The organism is Enterococcus sp. AZ126 (genome assembly GCF_051714545.1).
Classification (GTDB): Bacteria; Bacillota; Bacilli; order Lactobacillales; family Enterococcaceae; genus Enterococcus_L.
The window spans coordinates 34,407-60,048 of sequence record NZ_JBIOSB010000002.1 but is presented as its reverse complement, the minus strand read 5'-3'; the positions used below and the strand labels follow the sequence as shown (position 1 = coordinate 60,048).

30 protein-coding genes and 1 pseudogene are annotated in these 25,642 nt (G+C 34.2%); 5 read left to right on the top strand and 26 right to left on the bottom strand.

Annotation, left to right across the window (positions count from 1 at the left end; all coding sequences use genetic code 11):
- Nucleotides 1–145: 145 nt before the first annotated feature.
- The 12 genes from IGI43_RS16385 to IGI43_RS16330 form a co-directional block, all read right to left on the bottom strand.
- Nucleotides 146–337: a hypothetical protein gene (locus IGI43_RS16385; protein ID WP_438758938.1), complete on the bottom strand. Its 192-nt coding sequence runs from the start codon at nucleotides 335–337 to the stop codon at nucleotides 146–148.
- Nucleotides 338–617: 280 nt separating this feature from the next.
- Nucleotides 618–902 carry a YjcQ family protein gene (locus IGI43_RS16380; protein ID WP_438758937.1) on the bottom strand — a complete coding sequence of 95 codons (285 nt, stop codon included), beginning with the start codon at nucleotides 900–902 and terminating at the stop codon, nucleotides 618–620.
- Between the two features lie 223 nt (nucleotides 903–1,125).
- Nucleotides 1,126–1,566 (bottom strand): helix-turn-helix domain-containing protein, encoded by a 441-nt coding sequence (locus IGI43_RS16375; protein ID WP_438758936.1) that lies wholly within the window; start codon nucleotides 1,564–1,566, stop codon nucleotides 1,126–1,128.
- A 283-nt stretch (nucleotides 1,567–1,849) separates the two neighbouring features.
- Nucleotides 1,850–2,173: a hypothetical protein gene (locus IGI43_RS16370; RefSeq protein WP_438758935.1), complete on the bottom strand. Its 324-nt coding sequence runs from the start codon at nucleotides 2,171–2,173 to the stop codon at nucleotides 1,850–1,852.
- A gap of 32 nt (nucleotides 2,174–2,205) precedes the next feature.
- On the bottom strand, nucleotides 2,206–2,574 hold the full coding sequence (locus IGI43_RS16365; RefSeq protein ID WP_438758934.1) for a hypothetical protein: 369 nt from the start codon (nucleotides 2,572–2,574) through the stop codon (nucleotides 2,206–2,208).
- A 4-nt stretch (nucleotides 2,575–2,578) separates the two neighbouring features.
- On the bottom strand, nucleotides 2,579–3,166 hold the full coding sequence (locus IGI43_RS16360) for a recombinase family protein (RefSeq protein ID WP_438758932.1): 588 nt from the start codon (nucleotides 3,164–3,166) through the stop codon (nucleotides 2,579–2,581).
- Between the two features lie 373 nt (nucleotides 3,167–3,539).
- The gene (locus tag IGI43_RS16355) at nucleotides 3,540–5,258 is read right to left on the bottom strand and encodes an IS1182 family transposase (protein ID WP_438758931.1); all 1,719 of its coding nucleotides are present in this window, start codon (nucleotides 5,256–5,258) and stop codon (nucleotides 3,540–3,542) included.
- A gap of 226 nt (nucleotides 5,259–5,484) precedes the next feature.
- On the bottom strand, nucleotides 5,485–5,679 hold the full coding sequence (locus IGI43_RS16350; protein WP_438758930.1) for a transcriptional regulator: 195 nt from the start codon (nucleotides 5,677–5,679) through the stop codon (nucleotides 5,485–5,487).
- A gap of 453 nt (nucleotides 5,680–6,132) precedes the next feature.
- Entirely contained in the window at nucleotides 6,133–6,360 is a 228-nt protein-coding gene (locus IGI43_RS16345; RefSeq protein ID WP_438758929.1) for a hypothetical protein, read from the bottom strand.
- Between the two features lie 35 nt (nucleotides 6,361–6,395).
- Nucleotides 6,396–6,830: a MepB family protein gene (locus tag IGI43_RS16340; protein WP_438758927.1), complete on the bottom strand. Its 435-nt coding sequence runs from the start codon at nucleotides 6,828–6,830 to the stop codon at nucleotides 6,396–6,398.
- 129 nt (nucleotides 6,831–6,959) lie between these two features.
- The gene (locus IGI43_RS16335) at nucleotides 6,960–7,541 is read right to left on the bottom strand and encodes a histidine phosphatase family protein (RefSeq protein ID WP_438758926.1); all 582 of its coding nucleotides are present in this window, start codon (nucleotides 7,539–7,541) and stop codon (nucleotides 6,960–6,962) included.
- A gap of 135 nt (nucleotides 7,542–7,676) precedes the next feature.
- Nucleotides 7,677–7,856, bottom strand: a complete 180-nt coding sequence (locus IGI43_RS16330) for a helix-turn-helix transcriptional regulator (protein ID WP_438758977.1) — start codon at nucleotides 7,854–7,856, stop codon at nucleotides 7,677–7,679.
- A gap of 266 nt (nucleotides 7,857–8,122) precedes the next feature.
- Here IGI43_RS16330 and lepB (IGI43_RS16325) point away from each other — a divergent pair, with 266 nt between their 5' ends.
- Nucleotides 8,123–8,662, top strand: a complete 540-nt coding sequence (gene lepB, locus IGI43_RS16325) for a signal peptidase I (protein ID WP_438758976.1) — start codon at nucleotides 8,123–8,125, stop codon at nucleotides 8,660–8,662.
- A gap of 103 nt (nucleotides 8,663–8,765) precedes the next feature.
- Here the strand turns inward: lepB (IGI43_RS16325) and IGI43_RS16320 are convergent, their stop codons facing one another.
- From IGI43_RS16320 to IGI43_RS16300, 5 genes are all read right to left on the bottom strand, one after another.
- A complete protein-coding gene (locus tag IGI43_RS16320; protein WP_438758925.1) occupies nucleotides 8,766–9,206 on the bottom strand; it encodes a DUF5348 domain-containing protein in 441 nt (146 codons plus the stop codon).
- 209 nt (nucleotides 9,207–9,415) lie between these two features.
- Nucleotides 9,416–10,129 carry a YoaK family protein gene (locus IGI43_RS16315; RefSeq protein WP_438758924.1) on the bottom strand — a complete coding sequence of 238 codons (714 nt, stop codon included), beginning with the start codon at nucleotides 10,127–10,129 and terminating at the stop codon, nucleotides 9,416–9,418.
- Nucleotides 10,130–10,176: 47 nt separating this feature from the next.
- Nucleotides 10,177–10,326, bottom strand: a complete 150-nt coding sequence (locus IGI43_RS16310; protein WP_438758923.1) for a hypothetical protein — start codon at nucleotides 10,324–10,326, stop codon at nucleotides 10,177–10,179.
- 340 nt (nucleotides 10,327–10,666) lie between these two features.
- Nucleotides 10,667–11,269, bottom strand: a complete 603-nt coding sequence (gene fic, locus IGI43_RS16305; RefSeq protein ID WP_438758922.1) for a protein adenylyltransferase Fic — start codon at nucleotides 11,267–11,269, stop codon at nucleotides 10,667–10,669.
- Nucleotides 11,270–11,400: 131 nt separating this feature from the next.
- Entirely contained in the window at nucleotides 11,401–12,000 is a 600-nt protein-coding gene (locus IGI43_RS16300; protein WP_438758921.1) for a site-specific integrase, read from the bottom strand.
- Nucleotides 12,001–12,258: 258 nt separating this feature from the next.
- Between IGI43_RS16300 and IGI43_RS16295 the strand changes: the two genes are divergently transcribed.
- The 4 genes and pseudogenes from IGI43_RS16295 to IGI43_RS16280 all read left to right on the top strand — a co-directional run bounded on the left by IGI43_RS16295 (nucleotide 12,259) and on the right by IGI43_RS16280 (nucleotide 15,362).
- On the top strand, nucleotides 12,259–13,236 hold the full coding sequence (locus IGI43_RS16295) for a hypothetical protein (RefSeq protein ID WP_438758920.1): 978 nt from the start codon (nucleotides 12,259–12,261) through the stop codon (nucleotides 13,234–13,236).
- 69 nt (nucleotides 13,237–13,305) lie between these two features.
- A complete protein-coding gene (locus IGI43_RS16290) occupies nucleotides 13,306–13,557 on the top strand; it encodes an AbrB/MazE/SpoVT family DNA-binding domain-containing protein (RefSeq protein ID WP_438758919.1) in 252 nt (83 codons plus the stop codon).
- Nucleotides 13,558–13,560: 3 nt separating this feature from the next.
- On the top strand, nucleotides 13,561–13,878 hold the full coding sequence (locus tag IGI43_RS16285) for a type II toxin-antitoxin system RelE/ParE family toxin (protein ID WP_438758918.1): 318 nt from the start codon (nucleotides 13,561–13,563) through the stop codon (nucleotides 13,876–13,878).
- 195 nt (nucleotides 13,879–14,073) lie between these two features.
- A pseudogene (locus tag IGI43_RS16280) lies at nucleotides 14,074–15,362 on the top strand (ISL3 family transposase).
- A gap of 230 nt (nucleotides 15,363–15,592) precedes the next feature.
- Here the strand turns inward: IGI43_RS16280 and lepB (IGI43_RS16275) are convergent.
- The 9 genes from lepB (IGI43_RS16275) to IGI43_RS16235 form a co-directional block, all read right to left on the bottom strand.
- The gene (gene lepB / locus IGI43_RS16275) at nucleotides 15,593–16,294 is read right to left on the bottom strand and encodes a signal peptidase I (RefSeq protein WP_438758917.1); all 702 of its coding nucleotides are present in this window, start codon (nucleotides 16,292–16,294) and stop codon (nucleotides 15,593–15,595) included.
- Nucleotides 16,295–16,309: 15 nt separating this feature from the next.
- Nucleotides 16,310–16,978: a hypothetical protein gene (locus IGI43_RS16270; RefSeq protein WP_438758916.1), complete on the bottom strand. Its 669-nt coding sequence runs from the start codon at nucleotides 16,976–16,978 to the stop codon at nucleotides 16,310–16,312.
- A gap of 22 nt (nucleotides 16,979–17,000) precedes the next feature.
- A complete protein-coding gene (locus IGI43_RS16265; protein WP_438758915.1) occupies nucleotides 17,001–18,149 on the bottom strand; it encodes a DUF916 and DUF3324 domain-containing protein in 1,149 nt (382 codons plus the stop codon).
- 83 nt (nucleotides 18,150–18,232) lie between these two features.
- A complete protein-coding gene (locus tag IGI43_RS16260) occupies nucleotides 18,233–19,030 on the bottom strand; it encodes a WxL domain-containing protein (protein WP_438758914.1) in 798 nt (265 codons plus the stop codon).
- 33 nt (nucleotides 19,031–19,063) lie between these two features.
- Nucleotides 19,064–19,873 carry a WxL domain-containing protein gene (locus IGI43_RS16255; RefSeq protein WP_206836523.1) on the bottom strand — a complete coding sequence of 270 codons (810 nt, stop codon included), beginning with the start codon at nucleotides 19,871–19,873 and terminating at the stop codon, nucleotides 19,064–19,066.
- A complete protein-coding gene (locus IGI43_RS16250; protein WP_438756809.1) occupies nucleotides 19,870–20,193 on the bottom strand; it encodes an LPXTG cell wall anchor domain-containing protein in 324 nt (107 codons plus the stop codon). Before IGI43_RS16250 ends, IGI43_RS16255 begins: the two co-directional genes overlap by 4 nt.
- 14 nt (nucleotides 20,194–20,207) lie before the next feature.
- On the bottom strand, nucleotides 20,208–22,658 hold the full coding sequence (locus tag IGI43_RS16245) for a WxL domain-containing protein (RefSeq protein ID WP_438758912.1): 2,451 nt from the start codon (nucleotides 22,656–22,658) through the stop codon (nucleotides 20,208–20,210).
- 167 nt (nucleotides 22,659–22,825) lie between these two features.
- A complete protein-coding gene (locus IGI43_RS16240; RefSeq protein WP_438758911.1) occupies nucleotides 22,826–23,503 on the bottom strand; it encodes a winged helix-turn-helix domain-containing protein in 678 nt (225 codons plus the stop codon).
- 304 nt (nucleotides 23,504–23,807) lie between these two features.
- On the bottom strand, nucleotides 23,808–24,926 hold the full coding sequence (locus IGI43_RS16235; protein WP_438758909.1) for a tyrosine-type recombinase/integrase: 1,119 nt from the start codon (nucleotides 24,924–24,926) through the stop codon (nucleotides 23,808–23,810).
- Nucleotides 24,927–25,642 lie beyond the last annotated feature (716 nt).

Here is a 25,642-nt window from a genome sequence, read left to right as displayed (position 1 = left end):
AAATATAAGTTGTTCGCCATACTATAACTTGATATAATCACAGTATAGCGAACATTTGCAAGGTGTTTTCTAGTTTGTTGTTTGATTATTTGCCGTAATCAGACAACTTTTTTTATTTGTCCTATTCAATCAGTTCACCTTCTTTTTATCTTACTTGTTTCATGAAATAAATTAAGTTGTGTTTTAATGTTTTTTTCTCTGCATCAGTCAAGCAATTAAACATAGGGTCTTCTGAAAAACTTTCAATTTCTTGAAAATTGGATTCCAAGTTATCTGTGTGTCCATAAAATTCTTCTTCTAATTCTTCAAGTTCTTCTCGTACTGTTTGTTCAAACATAAATGATTCCTCCTAAATTATAAGTTATATCGCTTATAATTATATAATACACGTTATCGCTTATTAAGTCAATAGTTAAGTATGATTTTTTTGTCTTTTTATGCAAAAAAAGAAGTGTATAATACACTTCTTTACTAATTATTTTTCCTTCTTCAGTTGTGATCCTTTTTTGGATCTCATGCATGCTGCTACCGATCTTTTTTGGGTCTAATGCATGCAGCTGCTATCTATCCTTTTTGAGAATAAAGTAGTCAGTACTTTTTGACGATATTATATATATCTAAAACTTTATCCAATCTCTTATTTCCTTAGCGTACTTATACCCCTTACCCAACTTAGAATTTTCCTCTAAATAATTTTCACCTTTCTCAGTTATTCTTGATAGGCCCATTCCATAAACCATATTCGATGCATACATCGGTTTTGTAATATATCCTTCACGATCAAGAAAAATTACATTCTCAAAAAACTCTTCTTCTGTAACACCAAAATAATCGGCTGTTACATTATCTTTGTTAGCATCCATTTTTTTTAAAATTGCATATCTCAATTTCTTCTTATCCATAATCTACAAAACTCCTTTTCTTCTAATCATCTCTATAACTATATTTAATTATCCTTTTTGGCACTGTTTAACATTTCGGTTAAACCTTTTTGATTGTCTAAATCTAAAGCTTTCTTATTTTTATCGTGTAACTCTCTTTCAATACTCAAGTACGTATCTTATGGCAATCCTTTATCTAGTTTGATTGTTTTCGTTTCTTGTTTTTTCATACTTATTCCTCCTATTATTTTGCAGATTTTTCATAAGTGTAGATACTGTTTCCTCGTAGCTTTAAAATGGATTTCTTTTTCTTTGTGTCTAGTTCTTCAAAGTTAAACGTTTTGTTGTTCTCGTTAAGTTCTTCAGCAGCCAAAGAAGTTATTAGTTTTCTTGCTTCGATTTCGGAATCAACTCTTTTTTCAAAATCGACTATCCAGTTTATTTCATGTCTTACTAACCATAAGCCTTCATTTGCTTCTTTTTCTGTAATACCTGTCAAATGCTCCATACCAGCTCTGGTTATAATTTGAGTGCCTTTACCTTTACCTATTCGATCAATAGACCCTTCAAGGAATTTGTGAGGATTATCTGCTAACTGCTGCACTACATATGATCGTTCTTTATTCCAACGCTCACTTGCTTCAGGAAAGGTCATAATTCCTAGTTCCTTTAAATTCATTTTCATTGTTCACCTCTATCCTAAAAATACCACATATATTGTATATAATTATTATACAATATATGTGGTATCAATGTAAAGCGTTTGGAACAAATGAATCAAAATATTTTTCACGTGTATTGATCCTTTTTGTGAATCATCTGTTATCTTTGTTTTTGTCTATTTCAGCTGTAACGATTTGTACAAATATTCCTAAACCAGCCAAAACAAGCGTAATTAAAATGAATACTTTTGTTGTTATCAACATCATTCTTCTTCCTACCGATCGTTTTTGAGAATACAAATTGGTTTATACGAAATCAAAAGGATTTTTGTTAGAAACTACTTCCTGTATTATGACTAATGGATCTGAAATCAGTTCATATTTTTCATCCTCCGGGTAAGTAACAGCGATTTCAGGATTATCTCCAGCAAAGCATTTCATGGACTCAATATCTTCCCATATCGAACATAAAAAGAAATGACAGTATTCTCCTTGATCAACAACTTTTAAAAAGGTGTTTAAGTTCCCTCTCGTATTTTTTGTTTCTTCCACTCCAGTGATTAATTCATATTCATAAAATCCTGCTTTGTGCTTCATTGGGACAGCTCCATGCCATGTTCTTGAAATCATTTTTTCTCCTTCTTTCTTATCCTTTTTGTGAATCATTCTATAGTTATTATTTCAATGTTTTCAATACTATTAATGATCAATTCGTAAATACTGACTAAGGTGCTCACCTGCGCATCAATCTGCAGCTGCTTATAACCAAAATTAGTTTGTTGTTGATCCCAATAGTCTTTTAACTTAGTACATTGATCAATAATTTCTAATTCACTATGATTTTGAATATACTCGATCAAATTATTAAAGGTGTTTACAGCATCGCCACACAAGATAATTGCCTTTTTCGACTTTTTCTCGTCAATAGAATTGGCTGTAGCTATTTTTAGACGCTCACTCCAATATGATTTTATGCGTTGTAATTCTTCGATTACACTAGTTAGAAACTCTTCAGATTTAAACTGATCCATAACACTAACCTTTCTGATCCTTTTTGGGAACACTAGAATTCTCTAAGAAAAGACTATCAAATCCGCTCCAATAACTCTGTACCGCTTGTTCCGCTTCGGACACAGACGAAAAGTTAGCAAGTTTCAAATAAGTGCCTCCATTTGAAAACTTAGGTTTCCTACCTGGAAACTTACCCTTCTTTTTAGCAATCTCTATACCTTGCGCTTGACGTTCCTTAATCCTTTTTCGTTCCGATTCCGCCTGGTACTTATATAACTCCAGCATCAAATTATTTATCAGACGTCGGAGATTATCATCTTCTATTCCTTGCAGCGTTGGCAAGTTCAAAACCTCTAACGTTGCCCCTTTTTGTTGAATTGATCCCATGATCTCGGTTAAATCCTTGTTGTTTCTTCCTAATCGATCTAATTCTGTTACAACGACAATATCACCGTCTCGGATATAATCAAGCATCGCTTTTAATTGCGGCCGTTTGGTGACTTGTCCGCTTAACTTGTCCGAAAAGACCTTAGAAACGCCCTCTAACGCAACCAGCTGCCGATCTAAGTTCTGTTCTTTGCTGCTAACACGTGCATAACCAATCTTTGACATATACAGCCCTCCACTAGATTTTTAAACGTAATTCTGTTATACTAAATAAGAAAAGAGGACGTACTCTTACATACGCCCTCATGTAGCCCGTTTAAGACGGTAGCTTAGGTAATATAGGCAAAATAGACCATCAACCCAGCCAAAGGTTATGACGGTCTATTTTTTATTGTTTTTGTTGCTGATCTTCAGTATTAACGTTGCGAATGCTATCGCAAACATTAATGCTTCATAAACAGACAAGGCTACTCCCTTCTAGGGAAAAAGCAAACAATGAAAAACATAGGCATTCCCCCTTTATAGAGAAATTGCCACCGTCATAAACTTTCTACTTTTCTATTATAACATAATCTCGAAAAATGGTGTTTTTCATTTTCTAATTTTGAACAACTCTATTGAACTTTTGTCTAACGAAAAGAGCTTGGGACGTAAGTCCCAAAAACCTTAAAATAAAAGACCGAAAATCGTAAAAAATGATTTTCAGTCTTTTATTTTTTAGATTATTGGGAGAATCCTTCATGTTTTCTAGCTTACTTAGCCTATATTTCCTTAAATTTACTGCCATTAACGCGAATCCAATTTCATTGTGTGCCTGTTGTTTCCCTCGAACAGAGAACCGAGTGAACCCTAAACAAGCCTTCAAATGTCCGAAAGCTGGTTCGACGTCAATTTTTCGTTGACGATAGAGTTTACCTGTTTCTTCTTCTGAAAGCAGCTGTTGAATTCTTGCTTTAAAGTATTCCCAATTCATGTTCTTTTGAATCTCACGATTCTTGTCACTCTTCGCTTTTGTACACTGGCTTCGAAGAGGACAATTCGAGCAGTCTTCACATTCATACCGTTTTAAATAACGTTTAAAGCCATATTTATCTGTACGAATAGAATAGTTTCGAAAATTCATTTTTCGTCCGTTTGGACAAAGAAACGTATCATCTAATTCCTGATACGACCAGTTTGCTGGAAGGAACGGATTTTGTTTAAACTTTTTCTTCTGTTCTTTATGGTACATGGCATAAGTGATGAGTGGTGTTCGCTCGTGATCCTCTAAAACCGCTTGATAGTTTTCTTCTCCTCCATAGCCGGCATCTGCGACAATATAGTTTGGCAGATCAAAGAAACGCTCTTTTAAAGTGGTTAAAAAAGGGCGCAATGTTCGTGTATCTGTTGGATTTGAGAAAAGATCATAGCCTAAAATATACTGACTGTTCGTGGCGATTTGAAGATTATAACCTGCTTTCAACTGACCATTTTTCATATGATCGTCTTTCATGCGCATAAAAGTGGCATCTAGATCAGTTCTAGAGTAACTGTTTCGTTGCCCTAAAATCTGTCTATGTTTTTGATAAGCGAGTTTTCGCTCTTTAAAGTCCTTGAAAAGTGTCCTTAATTTTTTAGGAATTTTTCGTTTAGAACGGATTGATTTGCGCGTAATTCCATCCTCTGCTTGTTCGATTTTTTCTGTAAACTTTTCGACAACATGCGCGAGATTTTCTTCAATCTTACCTAATTCAGTGACAGATAATTCTTTTGAGGACTCTCGCTCAATTTCAGGAATAATTTGATTCTTTAACAATTCATCGTAGAGAAAATTTGATTTTTCAGTAAGCTTTTTATCAAAGTTATCAATGGATTTTCTCCAAACAAAGGTGTATTTATTGGCGTTGGCTTCAATCTTTGTACCATCGATAAAAATGGCTTCTTCATCGATTAATTGTTCCTTGACTAATTGGCTACGGAACTGGACGAAGCACTCCCGAAGGAGTGCATTCACTAAAGGATTCACTCGAAAACGATTGATGGTTCGATAACTAGGTTGATAACTTTGAGTAAGCCACATCATGCGAATACTGTCTTTCGTCAAGGCTTCAATCTTGCGACCAGAAAATACAGATTGTGTGTAGGCACATAAAATCATCTTCATCATCATTTTCGGATGATAAGAAGAAGGCCCCATTTGATGATGAAAAGGAAGAAAGCGTTCCTCCGGAATACTTTCAACTAATTGATCAATGACAAACGCAATATCGTTTTTTTCTAACTGAAAACTAAAATCTAGAGGAAGAACGACTTGATTTGTGGTATAATTTTTAAACATAAGAACACCTCGCTGACTTATTTGTTTAGTCACTTTTATTTTAGCAAAGGTGTTCTTATTTTTGTACAAAAAAACAATCCAGATGCCAATCAATTTGACTGGTATCTGGATTTTTCGTTAGTACTTACGTCCCAAGCTCTTTCTCCATTTTAAGATGATTACTGCTTTTACTACTCAATCCATTGATTATCCGTGTTTGAAATCGATTGAAAGAATCGTTAATAACTCATTTGTTCTTATCCACTTCTACATATGTCCCTGCATGTGGCACATATCTACGATCACACTCTGGACATTCAAAATAGGAATGTTGGTATACTTTTCTTGCCAGTTTACCACAATTACACTCCACGTAAAATGGCGTGGTTCTATTGTAGTTATCGATTGGAATTTCCCAACTATTATATACTGCTCGAGTCATTTTTTCTTCCTCCTATCTATCCTTTTTGGCAATCACGAACGAACGTGCAACCAGGTACTCAAACTTTGCTACTGATTTCCTAACTATTTTCGGCTTCAGTATTTTTACCGTTCGGAATCAATCCTTTTGATATTTCTTTTGCTAAAAAATTTTGACGCCCAACTTCCATACAAAAATGAAATTAAAATTATAATTATCTCAATGTAAATCCATTTCCTTCCTGATATTAGTAGCAACAAGCTTGCTACTATAGAAAATACTAAGAAGAACGCGGCTGAGTACAGTCTAAAGACATACCACATATTATCCTCAAATTTCATTCCTCTTTTTTGATACAGTAACCAACCTAGGAAACCAAAACGCAGTAGAATAGATTTCTTGTTAATATCACTTTTCATATATACCTCTTACTATTTTATTAATTAGACTGTACTTATCTGATCCTTTTGGGAACTAATCTTCATTGGTTCTTGCGAAAGAAATTTCCCTGTACAGTCTCATTGCAGCTTTTTTTTTAAGTTCCTCTTGCAGCTGTTCTTCATTTTCATAAACAATCATTGTTCCGTAATCTTTTTCTAGCTCATTCATCAATCCCACCAGTGCTAAATTTCTATCATATGAGGCAGTCTGTTCTTTGATCTTACAAAAATCTGATTCAATTTCATTTAACGTTCTTTTCATCATTTTTCCTCCTTCAATTGTGATCTTTTTAGGAATTATTTCGAATAGTCTGTAAAATAATTTACCTGCCACTTCTGTGTATGTAATGCTGTACTATTCAAATTTGTACACCATGTAGGATAAAAACGCATAGCCATTTTCCCTTTTTCTATTCCATTTGATAGAATCTTTTTATCAATACAAATTTGCTTAGGTAAGATAAATATCCCTCTTTTATTACCATCTATAACTGATATTGCTAACAAATCAGGACTATTTCTGGAACTAAAAGGTTGATTTTGAAAGTGCTGATCTTTCTCCCAAAATGCAACAAAATAACCTGCTTTTTTAGGTGTTTTTTTTGCTATTCTGTACCTAATTTTTTTAGAAAAATTTTTAATGACCATCCCTTCATATTCCTGGTTCTGTTCCTCATAATTCAATATTTGATAGTTACCAAATTCTTTTTCCAACATTTTTTTTATATCCATGTTTTTCTCCATTCAACTTTGATTTACTTAATAATTAATACTATATCTCTTTTCATCCTGTTTGATAATCACTATTTCTAATTTTATTTCAGAAATTCTATACTAATTAATCATAGTTTTTGATAGAAATTAGTTATCCTGACTAATTGATTCAATGAATTCAAACCGTCCGTTTAGATATTCAAATTTTAAAATACAGCAGTTTGTAAATTTAATTGCTTTAATTTGTTCCTGTGATAACCATTTTTGTATAAATCTATACATAGAACCTCCATGACTAACACATAAAATAGTATCATGATCTTCCTTTTCCATTATTTCGGTTAAAGTATCATTCATTCTTTCTTGTACTACTTCGCTAGATTCTCCACCATAATCTACAAAAAAATCTCCATAAGATGTTTCACCAGGTTTAATCTTTGGGTTTAACTCTTCACTTTCGCTTTCAAATAAACCAAAATTCCACTCTTTTAGTCCTTTTGAACGAATAACATTTCGATAGTCACAAACTACTTCAGCGGTATCAACTGCTCTTTCTTGTGTTGATGAATAAAGATAGTCAAATGTAATTTCATTATCTTTAAAATAATTTTTTGCGATGTTCGCTTGTTCGATTCCCAATGTAGTTAAAGGAGAATCACATGCGCCTTGAATTTTACCTCTTAAATTAAATAATGTCTGCCCATGTCTCATTAAATATAATGTTCTCATCGTTACTTCCTCCTATTTTTAGATATATTTTATTTTCATCCTTAAGATAAAATTTCATAGGTAATTCCTTTCCTACCTTATCCCAAAGGTAGGTCTTTTTTATTTACCAGGAGTTCAACATCATTTCAGGATAAATCATTTTTTTTCGTCTGGTGTCTCAAATGTAAATAGTTCTTCAATTGTGGTACCTAGAACTCTTGAGATATCATACATCTTTACTACTGAAGGTTTTTGCGTATTCAGCTCAATATTTGTAATATTCGCTCTTGATACACCAAATTTTTTTGCTAACTCCTTTTGACTCATTTTCTTCATATCTCTATACATAGAAACATGACTTTCTATAATTTTTACTTTTCCCCATTTTTCTCTCCTTTTTTGGAACATAGCTTTTCAATTGTTTATTCTACTTCTCAATAATGTTAGTAGCTTCGCAATCAGCCCTTTACTAATTCTTAGCGGAATAGTTCACACTTTTATTTATCACTTTTTTCATTCGGATTTTTGACTTAGGAGATATTAATATATTATACTTAATTATAACATTGTTTAATTCAGTTAATTGATTTTATAAGGAGGAAATAGATGAAAAAAAACAAGGTGATAAAAAAGATTTAATTTTATTTTTAAGCGTTTTAATAGTTATTATTTTTTCTAGGATGTTTTTATTATCAAATATAAGCGTACATGGAGAATCAATGAATCCTACCCTAGAGGATAAAGAAAGGATCTTTGGTTTGAAAATAGGTGAAATTGAGCGTTTTGATATTATTTCATTCAAGGCTCCAACTGAAGCCGGTGATCCTGAAAAAAATTACATCAAGCGAGTAATAGCTTTGCCGGGTGAGACAATCACTTATGCAGATGATAGTTTATATATTAATGGTGAAAAAATTACGGAACCTTTTTTAGGGGAACTTAAACAAGCATTACCATCTAATGAGTTATTAACTGAAGACAATTTTACTTATTCAGTCCCTGAAAACCATTATTTCGTAATGGGAGATAATCGCCGAAACTCAACAGACAGTCGTGTGATAGGATCTATCTCTGAGGATAAAATTATCGGAAATGCTAAATTCTCTTATTGGCCCATTAATAAAATAGGAACAGTACGTTGAGTTCATTTGATTAAATAAAAAATATTAAACGATTTTTTATTTATTTAAAGAGTTGGCTATTGTCGATTGTTCGTTTCTAAGTATCCCTTTACGAAATCACTTGCTAAGCTCTCGCTCTAACTTTTAAGCCTGCCATTGGTACATTGTTATACCCTACAAGATAATAACCACTCTCGTTACTTTCTACTGACGTGCGAACCCATGATTCTCTATCATTAAAATCAAAGTACACAAGAGCTTCAATTCTGCTGCCACTCGTGAATTCATCTCCGTTTTCTAACTCAAAACGACCATTTTCATTTTCTCGTAGCAATCCTTCAAATTGAATTGGTGAGTTCAAATATTCTAAAATATAGTTGAAATCTTCTAGTTTAATAAAGGCTTTCCTTAACTCATTGTACATTAAGCTCTTGCCAGGAGTAAATGCATGAGTATCTATATCGTAAAAGTCTTCTTCATCTTTATATCCCATTTCTCGGAAAGTACGTTTTTTCTCTCCTGATAGTTCTTTGCTAGCAGCTAAACAATCATTAATTCCCTTCATATCCATCCCTCTTTCTAATTTTATTGATCATTTTTGACAAAACATTGTGTATGTTGACATTTTTACTAAAAAAAGGCAAAGTGTTAACATACCATGTACTTGGTTTATTTCTCATCCTTATTTAGCGAAGGTTCTACAAGTTTAATTTTCTTCATTATCATCTCTACCTCTTTTTTATTTTAAAACTCAAGTAATCATTTTAGCGATTATCAAGAAGCTCTTTTCCGCCTATTTTTTTTACTATAAATATTTTGGGCATGATAAATTTCAATATAAAAAGAGAAAAAGAAAGTTACCGTAGCCAAAATAATAGAATATTTACCTATAAAAATATTGACAAATGATAACAAAAAAGCTCCAACTAGAAATGCTATGACTACAATTGTATAATTTTGTGCATTACGTTTGATTTTAGCTGACCTATCTTTTGACTCAATATATAGATACCACTCATTCAACATTTTACGATAATTTCCTGATGTCATCATAATTGTATAAGGGTTATTTTCAATCTTACTTCCAGTAAAAGTTAGCATAATCAATCCAGATCCAAAAGCGAGAAAGCCTATTTTGATTAAATCAAATTGTTCTGACAAGAATGGTACTAAAGAACTAGTAAATATAACAGGTAACATTGTATAACTACGCCAATAAATACTTAAATTACTATGTTTAATCCAAATACATATTAAGAATCCTAATGTGAATGTAACGATAGAGATAATTTTAGGTACTGTTAGTAAACATTCTTTTTCGGATATATTGGATGCTAATAAGACGATATTTCCTGTTTGAGTAGCTACTAAACCATGGAAGTAAATATGAGAATAAACATCAATAGCTCCACCAGAAAACGACATTAGAATAGCAAATATTCTACTATCATTAGTGATAGGCGGTACATTACGATTAAACTTGAACATATGAATACTCCTTTTTTAAAATCAATATCATTTATTATCCTTTTAGGTCATACCTCTATTGTAACAAGGCGAACTAATCCATTAATCATTTCTGTTTTTGTCTGTTCATGAATTCTTTTTACTTCATTCAAATCTTTTGTCCAGTTTGTTGCACTAAAATTGGACTCGCAAATACATTCTACCCTGTATAGTTTCAATTTCAGTCGCCTCCTGCTATTTGACATCGATCTATTTTTCATTTAACATCACAAGTATAACATCAATGTTTTTCATACACCAAACGAGTGTTTTCGGTAATTTGTCTATTCACTGATCTAATGAAAATAAAATACTGATATTGCTGGAAGTTGTCCTAGTTTTGGGCCAACTTTTTTATTTTGCTAAAAACAGCGTTTTAGAGAATCCTCCGAGCGCTCATTTAAGATAGTAGCTCATTTTAAAAGTTGAAACGTCCTTAGAATCACTCTGTCATTAACATAATTTTATGGTAGATAGAATTTGGCATAATTTTTGGCGATATTTTAGTCTTTTTACAGACTACAAGTCTTTAGTATTATATTCTGTGTATCCTTCGTAGTAATAGCTAACATCTATACCTTTCATATATGTTTCACGATCGTTTACTAAAGAAGTTAGAGCATGCTTGATTAAATGAGAGATTTCCAAATCATTAATTGGACTACGTTCCATTGCAGAAAGATAGTCTTCTTTGTTAATCAGGTTCCAATCGATTACTTTGTTGATTTCTTGTTTAAGAATTAAGTCTAGCCATATTCTAGTACTACGACCATTTCCCTCACGAAACGGGTGAGCAATGTTCATCTCAACATATTTTGCTACAATTTCATCAATAGTAGCTTGTGGCATTTGATCAATATGATCTAAAGAAACGTTCAAATACATCACTGGCGCAAATCGAAAATTCCCTTTAGCAATATTTACCGTCCTAATTTCACCAGCGAAATCATAAATATCTGAAAAAAGGTATTGATGAATAGCTGCTAGCCCTTTGAACGTTCCTACTTCTAGTTTGTTAATATCACCACTATCGTATAATTTCTTTGCATTCGATTTACTGATCTTTTCTTCTACTCTTGCTAATTCGACTTGGTTTGTAATGCCTAATTTATTTTCTAACATATTTCCTCTCCTAGCCCATTCTTAATTTTCAAACCAATGATCAAAATCTCTACCGTATTCTATCTATAAAAAAACGGCAAATTTCCAAAAAAATGACGTATTTCTTCTATTATATAGTAAATAATCTCAACCTATAAATCTAAACTCATTACGGCAGTATCTTTATCTTCTTGTGTGATCCCAATATAGCGTAATGTCTCACGCTGCGATGAATGATTTAATAATTCTTGAATGATCTCAATATGGGTTCCATTCTTATAAAGAAAATAGCCAAACGTTTTCCTCATCGAGTGGCTGCCAATATTTTTCATCCCCATACTTTTGGCTGCTTTACTCAAAACATCCCAAAGAGCTTGCCGGCTTAATGGCTGATCCTTTCCTTTTCGGCTTGGAAATAAAAAATGATCAAATTCATGATTTGCTACCTGATTTGGAAAAGAGTCATTCGCATACTCTAAAATCTGTTTTCTCAATTTATTCGAAATAATAATAGAATTGTGTTTACCGGTCTTTTGTTCTTTCATTTCCAATCGTTCTTTCGCGATCACCCGACCACGAGAAATAATTAGCACGTCTGATAATTTTAGTCGACGTAAATCTGAAATGCGATAAGCGGTATTTATTCCAATCGAAAATAGTAACATATTTCTAGGCCCCATTTTTCCGGAAGACAAAATGGCCTTCATTGCATCGATTTGCTTTTTTTCTCTGATTGGTTGGACAATTTTCATGTAAAAGTTCCTCATTTTTCTAATATGACTTAATCCTATTATACTACATTTTTAGTCGTATTCAAACAACCTATAATTTTAGGTAGACTTCAAAACGCTAAACAACCCTTAGAGCCACCTAAGTTTCCCCTTTCTTAACGAATATGACACAACATAGTTGTGTCATATTCACAAAAACCAACTATTTTGACTGAATTATTTTCGTTTGTAACAGTTACTATAATACGTTATAGTAACTATTAAGAGAGGAGTTTTTTTATGGCGAACATCAAAACGATTGAAGAAGAAATCGAAAAAATTCTAATTAAAGATAAACGATCCTGGGTACGATTATTTGAATTAATCAGAGAAGTCGAAATTGGCACTTTATGGAAACCCGAGCATAAATCGTTTACTCGTTGGATCAGACACTTAGCCTATGAATCTGGAGTAACCGAATCATTAATCTGGAAACGAAAAAAAGCCGGAGAAATTTATTCCGATTATCAAAAGAGAGCCAAAAAGAAAGGGATCACTGTACCAAGAATCGAAGACGTTGAAGTTAGTCCGGATAACTTTGAACTGGTGGAGAAGATTAGCCAGGGGAATAAAGAAATAAAAGACGATTTAATGGAAAAAGTCCTTCAACGAGATCTAAAGCGTTCAGATTTATTAAATGCTTGGAGTTCCGTTAAAACAATTAGACAAGGGGCTGCGGGGAGTATCGTTAAAAAGAACCGGCACACTGAGATTAGTCAATCTAAAAAAGAAAAAGAAATAGCCTTATCCGTTTCGGACGTCGCTATTTCTTTGACCTATAGTTCTTGGCTAGATGCTTTCTCTGATCTTAATATAGATACTCTAATGACCCACTCACAAAAAAAAGTTTATAAGTTGTTGCCTAAATTTTCATTTTACTCTTCAATCACTGATCGATCACATACTATCGACTTTTTATTACTTGAAAACCATACTAGTAAACCTCATCAATTAAATCTACATTCCATTGAAGTGGTACTTTCTGAAGAAGAATTACAGCAGGCTTTCAACAGCAGACAGTACCAACAGCATATGAATTATTTATGGATTGCCATTCCCTCTATAGTAATAAAAGAAATTGGTCCGTTAATTTCTGAAGACTATGGGATAATTGAGATAGGGGTAGGGAGAGTTACAAGCATTTGGAGAAAGTCTCCTTACACTTCAGTCTCTAACAAAGTCGATATTTATCAGGAAACTTTGGTCAAAGTACTTTGAAAGCAAATATATAAGTTCAAAAAAAGTTATAACTATGTTATAATAAACTTTAGGAAGGAAGTGATTCTCATGCAAAAAATAAAAGTACGAAAAATTGGAAATTCTTTAGGTATAATTCTTCCTAAAGATAGTGGTATCGCAGAAGGAGAAGCCCTGATTTATCAAAAAAATGGTTCCATTATTCAGCTAGATTTATCTGACGCACAAAAAAAATATGATCGAAAATTAATTGAAGATAGTTTTAAAGAATTTGAAAATAATAATCTTGTGACTGAAGCTGAGATGCTAGAAGAATTTGGACGTTATGGATGGGGAAAATAATTTATGAGTAATTTCTCAATAGAATACTCAGAAAGTTTCCGTCTTAGTCTAAGAGAAAACATACGAGAGTGGTCTGAAGAGTATTTTTTTACAGATGAAAAAATATCAACCTTTATTCAATCCATATACAAATCCATCGAACTAACCAAAGTCTTTCCAAACATGCATGAAAATGTAGCATCAATTTATAATTTTAAAATCCCCACTTATAGAATGCTAATAGGAAAAAATTACGCAATATTTTACCGAATTAATGAACATGAAAAGAATATTTTAGTTGGAAATATCTTCCATCAAAAACAAATGCATATCACTTTTTAGTAGTTCATGATCACTAAGGTTTATTGGCTCTTTGTCAACTGATGTTGGTGAAGAAAATCCAAAGAATTAAGGCTCTATACTTTCTGATGTTGGTGAAAAATCATCGGCATCTTTTTTAATGCAAAATAGTAGAAAAGACACCTCGATATCCTTTAGAATTAAGTCGACTAAATCCAATCAAAAAGGGAAATCAAGATTTCCTATACAAATCTTATCAAAGAAACCTTAGATACTCTAGACTTAAACATTACTTTTAATGAAAATGCCTTAAAAAAGAACGAATCAAAGGTAGAATCTGTCAGGTCTTCTCAGGTACGCTCGATTATTCAGCTCACACTTGTCCTCATTGCGAATCTGAAGATAAAGAGGCTATTATTCGTTGGAGCTATACCACTTGTCTGATTTTACTGAATGATGTTTCGGAGTATCAAACGTATTTACGCTTGAAGAAACAACCTTTCTTCTGTCAATCCTGTAATCGTTCATTGCTGAAACAAGTCTTGTGGAAAAACATTGTTCGATTTCAACTAAAATTGCCGATCGGCTCAGAAAAGTGACTTCTATGGGTGAGATCGCGCGTCAAAAGACAGTGTCCGTTTCCTCTGTTTACCATGTCTTGAAACGATTTTATGAACCTAAAAAAAATTAATCTCCTCACCTGACCTGAAGTCCTTTGCTTCGAAGAATTCAAATCAGTTAAGCAAGTCGCGACTTCTATGAGTTTCATCATAATGGAAGGTCAAACAAAGCAGTTAATTGATGTCGTTGAAAACCGTCAGCTCCCTTTTCTAGAGCGATATTTTTCACGATTTTCTTTGTCCGTTCGTAAAACAGTAAAATATATTGTTTGCGATATGTATGTGCCTTATTTCTCTTTAGTCAAAAAGCTATTTCCAACAGCTCAGATTATTCTTAATCGCTTTCATATTGTTCAACACATTAGTCGAACCTTTTTAAAACACCGTATTCAGAGAATGAACACGTTTCTTCATCAAGTAAATACAGACGCGAAAAAGTATCGACACTTGAAGAAATACTGGAAACTTCTTCAAAAAAATCAATCGAAGTTTGATTTTGAAAAACGTCTTTGGCGTTCTTCATTCCGTGCCTATTTAACTGAAACAGAAGTCGTTGATCGATTACTTACGTATGATGACGAGTTGAAAAGTGGCCACACCTGTTGTTAGGACTTTCTTTATGCCGTACAGACAAGAGATTTCGCAACTATTAGGCGAAGATTTCAGCTGTCTTCCTCCCTACTATCAAACGAAGATAGATACGTTTAAGAAATATCAAAATGACATTAAAAATGCCCTAGAATTGCCCTAGAATTGCCTTATTCTAATGGACCATTGGAATATTTAAATAACCATATTAAAGTGTTGAAGAGAAATGCTTATGGGTTTCGTAACTTTTATAACTTTAAATTGAGAATTGCTTTATGCTTCGGTAACATTCTTTTTCAGCCGAATAGAAAAACCTAGAGGCATTTTCCTCTAGGCCTTACAATAATTGATTTAATTCTTTGGATTTTCTTCACCAACATTATTTAACAAAGAGCCGAAATTACCTTCTTTGCCTTTTCCCCGTGGGATGAAATTGAAAATCTATTTAAGGCAGCGTAGACCATAAATCAAAAATTGGATGCGTCTGTCTATTTTTTTTACTTTGCAACACAACCTTGAATAAGATTTCCAATCATACCTTTTCAATTTTAGAATGCTTTGATTTCATTGAACGGAAACAGTTGTGTGGTCACCTTACCAATGAAGCGATTTTTCGCAATCAATCCGTAATGTCGGCTATCTGTCGCATATGGGCGGTTATCTCCTAATACAAAATAATAGCCCTCTGGAATAACGACTGGCTGTTGCTCAAAGTCTTCCGTATAGTCACGCCCGTTTTTTTGACTTTCATTGATTTCATCTACCAAAAATTTTTCGTCCACTGGCTGCTCATTCACAAACAACGTATCTTGCGTATATCGGATCGTCTCTCCTGGTAATCCGATGATTCGTCGAATCTGCGGGTCTCCATCACCAACAGTATATGCAGCTAAATCAAATCTGCGGAACGTGCTGTTTTTTTTGATCAGTACCTTATCTCTTTCACGCAACGCCGGAACCATGCTATAGCCGTGGACCGTTATGAGACTGACAAAGAAAACACTCAACCCCATGGCTATCATACTGCCCAAAATCAAGGCTACAAAAAATTCTTTTATCTGCCACTTGTGTCTTCGACACTTTTTTTTAGATTTTCGCTTCCTTTTTAGGTGACTGCGTCTTTTCCCCTTAGGTGATGTATGGGCGTGGCTTCTAACTTTGATCGTTCTCTTTTTTTTAGGTGTTGGTCGTTGCGTCCTTTTTTTGTGCAGTGTCTGCTTTCGTGCGTCGGAAGTCGGTCGTTGTTTCATCGTTTCTCACTCCACTTATTTCTCTTGTGAGAAGGCAGACTCATCTACATTATAGTAAGCGAATGCTGCTTTTTCATACGTCTGTGCCTTTTTGATATCCTCTAAAAAATCATCTACGACAGCATCATTTCCGTAAAAATTTTTAGTTTGAGTACTGGCATTCATCCCTACTTGCTTGACTGCATTATAATATCGATTCAATGTCAATTGTCCTTCTTGCGAATTGGACGTACTTGCTGTTTTCGAGCCGTAACTTGCCATTGCTGTGGCAAGATATCGAATATTTTTTTGCATTTTTTCTTCGTCATCGCCCTTTTCTTTGGCAATGGTAATCTGTTGTTCAAAATCCCGCAATAGATAGTACCCTTTAACCACAGAATCTGAGTCATCTGTTGTCAGATTCATTGATTGATAGTAGGAAAGATAACCAGATGCTCCACCAAATAAAACAGTCACTACCAATAGAATAAGACAATTCCGAAGGCTTCGTTTCCTCTTATCTGTCAGTTGTTGACGTTTGCGCGCGATAACACGTCGTTTTTTCTTATTTTTTATTCGTTTAACTGGTAGCCGGCGAATCTGTTGCCATGTTCGTAAGACCTGTACCAAAAAATAGGCGGATCCTAGGAGTGCAACGATCGTTAGTGCAATACCTGTAACGAAAATCCAATCTACGATAGACACTCTCTTCAGCTCCTATACTCCATTAATTCTTTGGCTTCTTTCGTTTATTACTTGTTGGTTCAGTTACTTTTTTTTTCTTTTGTTGGCGTGCTTTTTTCGCTATATCCTCTTTGGTTTGTTTCTTTTTTCGAAGAAAACGTAGAAAAAGAAAAACTAGAATGATAAAGAACAAGAAGGCTGCTACTATTAGTAAAATCAATTTCCAATCTAATCCTTTTTCTTGAACCAAACCTACATCCCGTTCATTAAATTTGTTGGCATCTTCGTCTTTGATTTTAAAGTCTTCTTTCCATGCCCATTTTTTTTCTCCTGAAGTAACTAGGATGTCAGCTTCATAATCTCCCGGAACCATACGCTCTCCATTCATACTGACAGGAAAATCAATAAATGAATTTGGCGCCATACGCATCGCTGTTTGTTTGCGTTCGTATAAAACCGTCCCCTTTCCTTTTTCTGTAATTTGTACTTCAACAGTCATATCATTTAAATACGCAGCTGTCACATTAGAAAAATTGATGAAAATGGCATTACGATAATTGCTTTGGCCAGCTTTGACATTATTTAGAGACAAATCTGGAACTATCTCTGTCTCTGTTTCTTGTAAAACCATCCCAATAACATAGGCATATTGATTGATGATTTTTGAGCCTCCACCGTCTGTTGTGGCGTCTGTTTGTCCAGCACGCATCAACTGAATACCTCCGGCTATGACGCCATCATAGCCGGTTTCTGGCATAGCCACCGTCAACTCTAAGTTTTTGGTTTCTCCTGGCGCTAGTTCGACAGATTCTGGTGCTTTTACCAAATCTGTAAAGTCAAATTTTAACGATGGGTCATTTTTGATCGTAGACTCTCCATATTCAATGACACCATTTTGATTGGTCTTTGCTCCATTGATTTTCACATCAATAGTCACTTTTTCATTACTGGGATTGCTTAACGCAATCGCTAATTTTTGGTGCTGTCCTGGCGTCATTTTTAATTGATAATAGCCTAATTCTTTGTCTACTTGATTGTCCGGAAACGTAATATTGTACGTAAAACCTGTTGCACCTGCCGGGTTCTTATCCGCAGCATAATTAGGAACTGGTTTTAAAAAGAAGACGCCGACAACCATGAAACTCAATAAGATACTCATCCATTGTTTTGTAGAAACTATATGTGTTTTCATAACCAACCTCGTTTATTCTAGATTTTTTCTATGTACGCAGAGCAACAAGTAAACCTGTTGCTCTGCAAAACTAAAAATTTATCTTATACTTCTGCACTAGGTGCAGCAGTAATTTTCCATGTCACTGTTGCTGTGTAATCTGTTACTGCCATATTTGATGCTGTTGCTGCTGGTACAGTCAATTTCACTGAATTCGCATCCGTACCTTTCGTACCTGTAGGTGAGTCTTCACTTTGACCAAATTCCATTATGAAACGACCTTTTCCTTCTTTTTGATCTTTACTTGCCGTTACAATTGTTTTTGCATCATTTGCAGCTTCTGTTAATTGGAAAGCTGTTTGTGCGCTTGATGGGATTGGATTTGTATTATCACTTTGTGCTGCAATCATTCCATTGCTGAAATCGATAGTTGATCCTGTTAATACATTTGTTCCAGTACTATCTTTAAACTGACTTGATAATTGAGCCGTTACTGTATATCCGTAAGTACCTCCTGCACGAACGTCTGCCCATTGTACATAAGCACCACGTACTTTCGCACCAGTTTCAAAACTCATTGGTTTCGCAAAACTTGTCACAGCATTTGCTGATGTTTTAATTGTTCCAAAATCTAAATTTGTTGTTTTTTCAATTACTAAAGAACCAGTATCTGGATTTGTATTTTCTCCTGGAGAGTCTGGATCAGGTGTTGGTAATGTTTGATCTGGATGTTCTGGATCGATTGTTCCTTGCTCACCACCACCGGCAGTTCCTTCTTCTACAGTTACATTTCCTGTCGAATCCAATTCTGTTGGTGCAGCAGACACTGGAGATGCAGTTCCTACTACTGTTACTCCTAAAATTGCTACTAATGTTGTTGCACAAAGACTTCTTGCTTTCATATTGTTTTTCCTCCTAAAAATGTGTGTGATTTATTAAGGCAACTTGGCTAGTATCCAAGTTATCTCCGTTTGGTATTCGACTGGATGAATAACAGTCGTTTCTGGTACAGTTAAAGTGATTGCTGAATTACTATAGACTGGTTTGTTATATGTGTGGTCTATCACTGGTTTGCCTGATGCATCTACTACAGGAGTTAAGGTGTGAGGCTGATCATTCGTATTGGTTTGTGATGCCCCAAATGCAATTGTCCAGACTCCTTTTCCACTGCCTGCTCGTGCTGTAGCTACTTCATATGCTGAACCAATAGAATTCAACGCAATTGTTTCACGGGTCACCGTCGGTGCTTCGCTGGTGCCGCTGGAATTCGCCCAGCCTTTGTCTAATGACAGGACAGCTCCCTTTAATTCTTGTTCCCCGTTTTCTTGAATGATTGGGTTGGTAAACTGAGTCTCTTGTTTGACTTGCAGCATCCAACCTGAGGAATCTGCCTGTTGATCCGTAATTTGGATATAACTCCCTCTAGGACCTGTTTCTCCAAAAAACTGCTGCGCTAATGCATTGTACTTGCGCGTACCTTTACTGATTTCGCTTTCGCCAAAATCCAGAGCTGATGCATAGTCGATACGCAGTGGCCCTTCCGTAGACGGACCAGGTCCTGGATCAACGGGTATTCCAGGATTTTCAGGGTCGATTGGATTTGTCACGACGCTTCCTTCAACTGAAACAGCGCCAGATTGGTTCAACGACTCAGGTGCTGCATGAGCAGTCAAACCGAGAGTAGTGCTGAAAAGCACGGTAATTATTATGCTGCTGAATAAAAAAGTTTGTTGTGTCACTCTCATTCCTGTTCCTCCTTTCTACGCTTCCGTAAAAAGAGTAAGAGGAGGAATAAGAGGAGCACGCTGCCCAAAATCAAACTGTACGTTCGAATTTGTTCCCCAGTACTAGGAAATTTCCCAATGGGTTTAGTCGGCTTCGCTGTGCTTGGTTCCGTGGAAACAGAGCTGCTAGGTTCAGTCACTTCTTCATAAAATGAAATCTTGCCTGTCGTACTGACTTGACCACCGGTCCCTTCACTTGCTTGGACAATGGGTCCTGAAATGATTGCGCCCAGCCATAGAAGCAGAGAACAGCCGAACAAGATAATGCGTGAATGGTTCATATTTCTCTCTCCTTTTATGGTTGTCCTGCCATGACCTTCCACGTGATAGTCCCTGTATACGTACCTGTATAGATAGTGTCATCTGAATCAATTTTAAGTTTCACACCATCAGTATTAGCAGTTGTTCCCCAATCATCACTGACAGCGTAGCTACCAGAATTTTCAACAGTATTTACATATACTACTTGGGCATCCGAATTTAATATCTTCTCTTCTCCCTTTGTTACATACCGCAGTACATTTACTAATTCTTGATTTTTACCATTTTTCATTGGGGAAGTTAATGTAGCTGTCAAATACCAGCCATCACTTTGGTCTGTTCTTGTATCCGTGACAACAAGTGGTTGAGTATATTTTGGATCGTCTACTTGAACATGCTTTGCCGTATACTCTATCTTTCCAAAATCAAATGACATCGGTACAGATTGTAATATCAGTGATCCTTCAAACTCATAAGATACCTGTTGCTTTTTATCGGTAATCTTGACTTCTGTTTCGTTCAATGGACGACTTATTAATGTATACCCTTTGTCTATAATTGAAGAGATTATTTGATCAATACCATATGTTGTATCTGTCAAATCAATTGTATCTCCTCCAACAGTAGTATTGATTTTTATTGCAGTAGCCAATGGCTCATTTGATGGCGTGACAAAATTAACGGTTAATTCTCCGTTTTCGCCTTGTATAAGAATGGTAACAGTCACTTCTGTTTCAATTCCTTGTTTTGAAGTCAACGTCAACGGTACAGTCACAGTACTTCCAGGTTCTAATGTACTTGTATCTGGTGCTTTCCCGCCTTTATAGGCAATACTCACTGGTTCGTCTAATGGACTACTCGTATCTGTACCGTAGCTTTCTAATAAATCTTCTGGTTGCGCATATACTTCTGTAATTTGTTTTCCCACAGGGATTGTTAGTCCTGTTTTAGGTTGTCCGTATGGTATACCTTCATATTTGATTTGAGATTGACTAGTGGGCTCTACTTTACTGCTGGACAATGTTTTCGTTGTTCCTTTGTAAGTAGATAGCCATTCTGCAGTTGGCGTCTCAACACCCTCTGTGGCAGGTAATAAATCATTCATCCCCATTTCAATATGCATATACCCATCTTCTTTATTGTAGCCATAATCAGCTAACTTAAATTGAGCATTAGGAGTGGCTGTAACCTCAAATAAGTAGGTTTGGTCTACGAAATCTTCTGATGTACTATCTACTGCTGAAAATTCCCATGTTTGATTGTCTACTTTATTTGGTGAACTAAATACGTTTGCTGCTGACGTGCCGTCCTCTTTTTTAGGTTCAACAGATTTAATATCAAATCCCTTTGGCACTTTCAGTCTAATCATATCTTTTTCATCTCTTGCTCCCTGATAGTTCGGTGGGATTTGTTGTTTCACACTAAATAGGAGATTTTTATACTTTGTATCTTCATGAGTTGCATCATTCTTTTCCCCTATAACTTCAGGTGCGATCTGATTATAACGAACAAGGTCACTTTGTTTAAATGGATAATGGTTTATTACTGGACTAGTACTACTAACATTAGTTTGTAAAATCCAAGAATTAGCTACTTTAAATCGAAACTTACTCGTATCCTTAAATTCCATTCCCAGAGAATTCTTTGGACTCGTTGAATCTGCTGAACTTGAAGCTGCTGGTGATGTGAATTCATACGTAAGTGGGTTTGTTGAAATAGTTCTTTCCCACACATTTGTATCATTTCTAACGTAAAAATTAGAGAAGTCACTTGTACTTGCTGTGTACTGTCTTGCAAAGTGCATTCTTCCCATAGAGTATATCCCATTAGCAGCTATTTCTTCTCCTGTTTCATGATCAAATAAAGTGACATCTATAGCTACGCCAGTATTGTATCCAGCAACAAACAGCCAAAAGCCCATAAAGGTTGTGCTCATTGTGTTACCATAAAAAGAATTTGTAAATTCGTTATCTTTTTGATCATACCTAGGTGCCCAAAAGATTATTTGTGCTTGAGTTCCAGCAGGAGTAGCATCCCAGTTTTTATTAGGTATACTATACAGTATGTCTATTTTTTTCCCAAAGTAAGTTCCTGCGTTATTTATCCTAAAGTAGGCATTTGATAATGCACTACTTTTTTCATAGTAATAAGAAGCAGGTGTTGTGAGGCTGCCACGTGAAACTGTCATATTACTATCATATGAAGTCTCTTCATTAAGTTTGAATTGCACTTGTGTTAAATAGTCAATTTCTTTGGGATTATTAGGATCAACAAATGTAAAATTCTCAGCACCAGTCATCGCTGGACTTACTTTTGTGAGTTCTTGATTTTTCCATTGTTGTGAGGTCACATCCACTGGTTGACCAGGAGCATGATTAGATCCTACTATTGCTTCTGCTTTATCAGAATAGAAAATAGTGAAACTTACTAGCATGCTGACAAATAATAAAAAACTTATCATGGATTGTCTCTTATAAAAATTCATTAATAACATTCACCTCCTTTCTAATTTATGTAAACGTCATATAAAAATAATTTTTAAATTCAGTAAATATGTTTGATTCAGACAGATAGATATTTTAGTTGTATGTTTGACATAAAAACTAGTTAATGTTTTGAAAATACTACTTAAAAAAATAGATGTACACGTCGTCATTGATCTGTTTGACTCGTTTTGAGTTTTAACATATACCCTTTAGAACGTATTGTTTTTATCTCGAAATCATTACTTCCATTCACCTTATTTCGTAAATGAAAGACGGTATTCGCTATCAAAAAATTATTTTCTTTTGGCTGATTTGTCCATATTTTTTCAATCAGTTCTTCATATGGTAATGTTGTACCTCTATGTTCATATAACAGTGAAAATATCTGATATTCTTTTCTTGTTAATGCTTGTTCAACACCATTAACTAAAACAGTTTGATTTTTCTCATTGATTATTTGATTCGTAGATTGTTTTTCTATTTTTATATTTGAATTTTCTAACCGACTAAATGTATTATTAACTAAGTGTGTCAAATAATGCATTTTTTCTTTGGTCATCACAACAGCATTGACTCCAAGAGCGAATAAGATATTTTCTTCATAATCAAGTGGAATAGTTGAAAAAATCCAAACAAATACGCTAGGTGATTTTTGGCAAATTAACAACCAATCAATCACAAGATTCATTTGCTCTTTTTCATCCATAGAAAGAATTAATCCATCTATCTGGTTCAATTGCTCTTTTTGTTCTACTTTAACTACCCGATATGTTTGAGATTCAAATTGCTGTTCTAGTAGTTGATACATTGATGGATTAATTCCTAATATGCCTATAGTTAACATTGTAATTTAATTCCTCCTCTCCCTATATAACGATAACATTTGGGATATATTCTTTAAAAAATGTTATTAAACTATCTTGGAATGATTAATACCAAGTTCTATTTTAGAATCCTTGATAGACCAACCTTCTTACTAGTTCATTGACGATGAATGACGGCGCAAAAAAAGGAGGGAAACTTTCTTTGAAAAGAAAGAGGGATACATTTACTATTCTAAATTGTTTATAAAACGGGCGAGATAGCGCTTTCATTTAGTTGCAATAAAGGAAGAAAGAATCTCTATTATTATAAAAACAATCGTTTTTTTATTCCTGTCCCTCCTTCTTTTCTTCCATTTGTTGTATCACTCGTTGACGACTTTCTACTAATGAATCTGTATAAACATCTAATGTTGTTTGTGTTGATGCATGGCCTAATAGTTTACTAACAGATGCAATATCCCCATTTGCTTCAATACAACGCGTCGCGAATGTATGGCGCAAATGATGAAAGTGAGTAGAGGGAATACCACACATTTTTCGAATTCTATGAAAATAGTAGGTCAATAAACGGGGTTCACTAGGTGCTGTCTTATTTGAACAAACAAAGATTCCTGGTGCTTTCTTTTTCCATTTTTTAAGATACTTATAAAGGCTAAACGTCATTGGAACTACGCGTATTGATTGATCTGTCTTTGAACTGTCTAAGACAAGTTGTGTTTTTGTTATGGAGCCAGTAATTGGTAATCGTTGGTAGGTTTTTTTTACATAAATCATTCGATTATTTAGATCAATATCTTCCCAACGTAGAGCAGAGATTTCTCCTATTCTTAGGCCTGCGTTCAATGCAAGCAAAACGGGAAGTCCCTTGTGTAAAGGTAATGCTTTCGCTTGCTTTTCTAACTGTTGTTGTTCCAGAGTAGATAGTGCTTTTACTGTAGGTTTCTTCTTCTTTGGTAATCGGATTTGTTGACAAGGCAGTGTAAGAATCTGTTGTTGCTCATGGGCATCCTTCAATGATTTTTTCATGATCTGATACAATACTTGAATCGTACTCGGTTGTAATGTTTGCTCTTGCCAGGTATCAATAATGGTTTGAATCGTTTGCTTTGTTATTTGGTTAAGAGCCGTTGTTCCTATGATAGGAAAGACATAGCGAGTTAATTTATACAGATACGCACTATAAGTGGATGGTTTCGTGGTAAATTGTTGTTGTTTCAACCATATTTCCCCCCATTCTTCATACGTAAGGGCGCTCTCTCCTTGAAGTTGAATAAGAGTTTGGTATTTTAATTTTAACGCGTATAGGCGTTCTTTTACTTCGCCATATGTTTTACCATAGATATACCCATACTTTAATTGACCATTACTTTTACGTCCTTTTTTATAACGTCCCTCCCATCGATTATCTTTTCTTTTATAAATATTCTCGCCTCTTCTAGACATATAATTCTTCCTTTCTTTTTGACGGCTTATTTGACGGTACATAGATAATTACTAGATAAAAGGCTGTTTTTATCAATTTCTTAAAAAATATTTAAAATTAATGATAAAAATTAAGCTTGTATTTAGTAAGTATAATGATTATAATTACTTTATAAATAAAGTTTTTTCATTTATTTACTTGGTATTAATCATTCTAAGAAATATTATGTATTAGATCGATAAAATTATTTTATTCATCCTGTATATATCAATCTACAAATTCAACTTTATGACCTCAAAAAAATCTTTTTTATTCAATATAAGAACTTATATTACTTACTATTTTTAGTTCTTATTACATATAATTTTAAAATAATTTCGTTATTGCCTCTATTATTTTTATATAATATTATGATTTAATTAGTATTTTTAGATAAAATTTAATGTATCTCTATCGAGTATCAAAAGAAGTTAAGGTACTACTTTTTTACAAGCAAACATTATCTACTCGTAATATTTTTTTAAATTAGTATATTAAAAAAACTGACGTATTCAGTTTATGTCAGTTTTTACCGTCAGTTATGATTTATCAAAAGTTAATTCTTGACATTCTTAGTTAAAAAAGAACTTATTTTTTGTATTATGTGACACGTTTCCCAATTCATTGACTAAATTTTGATATTTTTTATATGTATTTTCATTAAATACAGAATTTGGACTATTAACTATTAATAGTG

Bases quoted from the DNA above. Each gene is read 5' to 3' on its own strand.
- IGI43_RS16240 (WP_438758911.1), bottom strand. From the start codon at position 23,503: ATGTTAACTATAGGCATATTAGGAATTAATCCATCAATGTATCAACTA.
- IGI43_RS16345 (WP_438758929.1), bottom strand. From the start codon at position 6,360: ATGAAAAGAACGTTAAATGAAATTGAATCAGATTTTTGTAAGATCAAA.
- IGI43_RS16250 (WP_438756809.1), bottom strand. From the start codon at position 20,193: ATGAACCATTCACGCATTATCTTGTTCGGCTGTTCTCTGCTTCTATGG.
- IGI43_RS16320 (WP_438758925.1), bottom strand. From the start codon at position 9,206: ATGAAGGGAATTAATGATTGTTTAGCTGCTAGCAAAGAACTATCAGGA.
- IGI43_RS16335 (WP_438758926.1), bottom strand. From the start codon at position 7,541: ATGAGAACATTATATTTAATGAGACATGGGCAGACATTATTTAATTTA.
- IGI43_RS16365 (WP_438758934.1), bottom strand. From the start codon at position 2,574: ATGGATCAGTTTAAATCTGAAGAGTTTCTAACTAGTGTAATCGAAGAA.
- IGI43_RS16265 (WP_438758915.1), bottom strand. From the start codon at position 18,149: ATGAAAACACATATAGTTTCTACAAAACAATGGATGAGTATCTTATTG.
- IGI43_RS16355 (WP_438758931.1), bottom strand. From the start codon at position 5,258: ATGTTTAAAAATTATACCACAAATCAAGTCGTTCTTCCTCTAGATTTT.
- IGI43_RS16370 (WP_438758935.1), bottom strand. From the start codon at position 2,173: ATGATTTCAAGAACATGGCATGGAGCTGTCCCAATGAAGCACAAAGCA.
- IGI43_RS16380 (WP_438758937.1), bottom strand. From the start codon at position 902: ATGGATAAGAAGAAATTGAGATATGCAATTTTAAAAAAAATGGATGCT.
- IGI43_RS16375 (WP_438758936.1), bottom strand. From the start codon at position 1,566: ATGAAAATGAATTTAAAGGAACTAGGAATTATGACCTTTCCTGAAGCA.
- IGI43_RS16385 (WP_438758938.1), bottom strand. From the start codon at position 337: ATGTTTGAACAAACAGTACGAGAAGAACTTGAAGAATTAGAAGAAGAA.
- IGI43_RS16255 (WP_206836523.1), bottom strand. From the start codon at position 19,873: ATGAGAGTGACACAACAAACTTTTTTATTCAGCAGCATAATAATTACC.
- fic (WP_438758922.1), bottom strand. From the start codon at position 11,269: ATGTTAGAAAATAAATTAGGCATTACAAACCAAGTCGAATTAGCAAGA.
- IGI43_RS16340 (WP_438758927.1), bottom strand. From the start codon at position 6,830: ATGGATATAAAAAAAATGTTGGAAAAAGAATTTGGTAACTATCAAATA.
- IGI43_RS16290 (WP_438758919.1), top strand. From the start codon at position 13,306: ATGCAAAAAATAAAAGTACGAAAAATTGGAAATTCTTTAGGTATAATT.
- IGI43_RS16245 (WP_438758912.1), bottom strand. From the start codon at position 22,658: ATGAATTTTTATAAGAGACAATCCATGATAAGTTTTTTATTATTTGTC.
- IGI43_RS16350 (WP_438758930.1), bottom strand. From the start codon at position 5,679: ATGACTCGAGCAGTATATAATAGTTGGGAAATTCCAATCGATAACTAC.
- IGI43_RS16315 (WP_438758924.1), bottom strand. From the start codon at position 10,129: ATGTTCAAGTTTAATCGTAATGTACCGCCTATCACTAATGATAGTAGA.
- IGI43_RS16360 (WP_438758932.1), bottom strand. From the start codon at position 3,166: ATGTCAAAGATTGGTTATGCACGTGTTAGCAGCAAAGAACAGAACTTA.
- IGI43_RS16285 (WP_438758918.1), top strand. From the start codon at position 13,561: ATGAGTAATTTCTCAATAGAATACTCAGAAAGTTTCCGTCTTAGTCTA.
- IGI43_RS16295 (WP_438758920.1), top strand. From the start codon at position 12,259: ATGGCGAACATCAAAACGATTGAAGAAGAAATCGAAAAAATTCTAATT.
- lepB (WP_438758917.1), bottom strand. From the start codon at position 16,294: ATGAAACAACGACCGACTTCCGACGCACGAAAGCAGACACTGCACAAA.
- IGI43_RS16300 (WP_438758921.1), bottom strand. From the start codon at position 12,000: ATGAAAATTGTCCAACCAATCAGAGAAAAAAAGCAAATCGATGCAATG.
- IGI43_RS16235 (WP_438758909.1), bottom strand. From the start codon at position 24,926: ATGTCTAGAAGAGGCGAGAATATTTATAAAAGAAAAGATAATCGATGG.
- IGI43_RS16260 (WP_438758914.1), bottom strand. From the start codon at position 19,030: ATGAAAGCAAGAAGTCTTTGTGCAACAACATTAGTAGCAATTTTAGGA.
- IGI43_RS16330 (WP_438758977.1), bottom strand. From the start codon at position 7,856: ATGAAGAAAATGAGTCAAAAGGAGTTAGCAAAAAAATTTGGTGTATCA.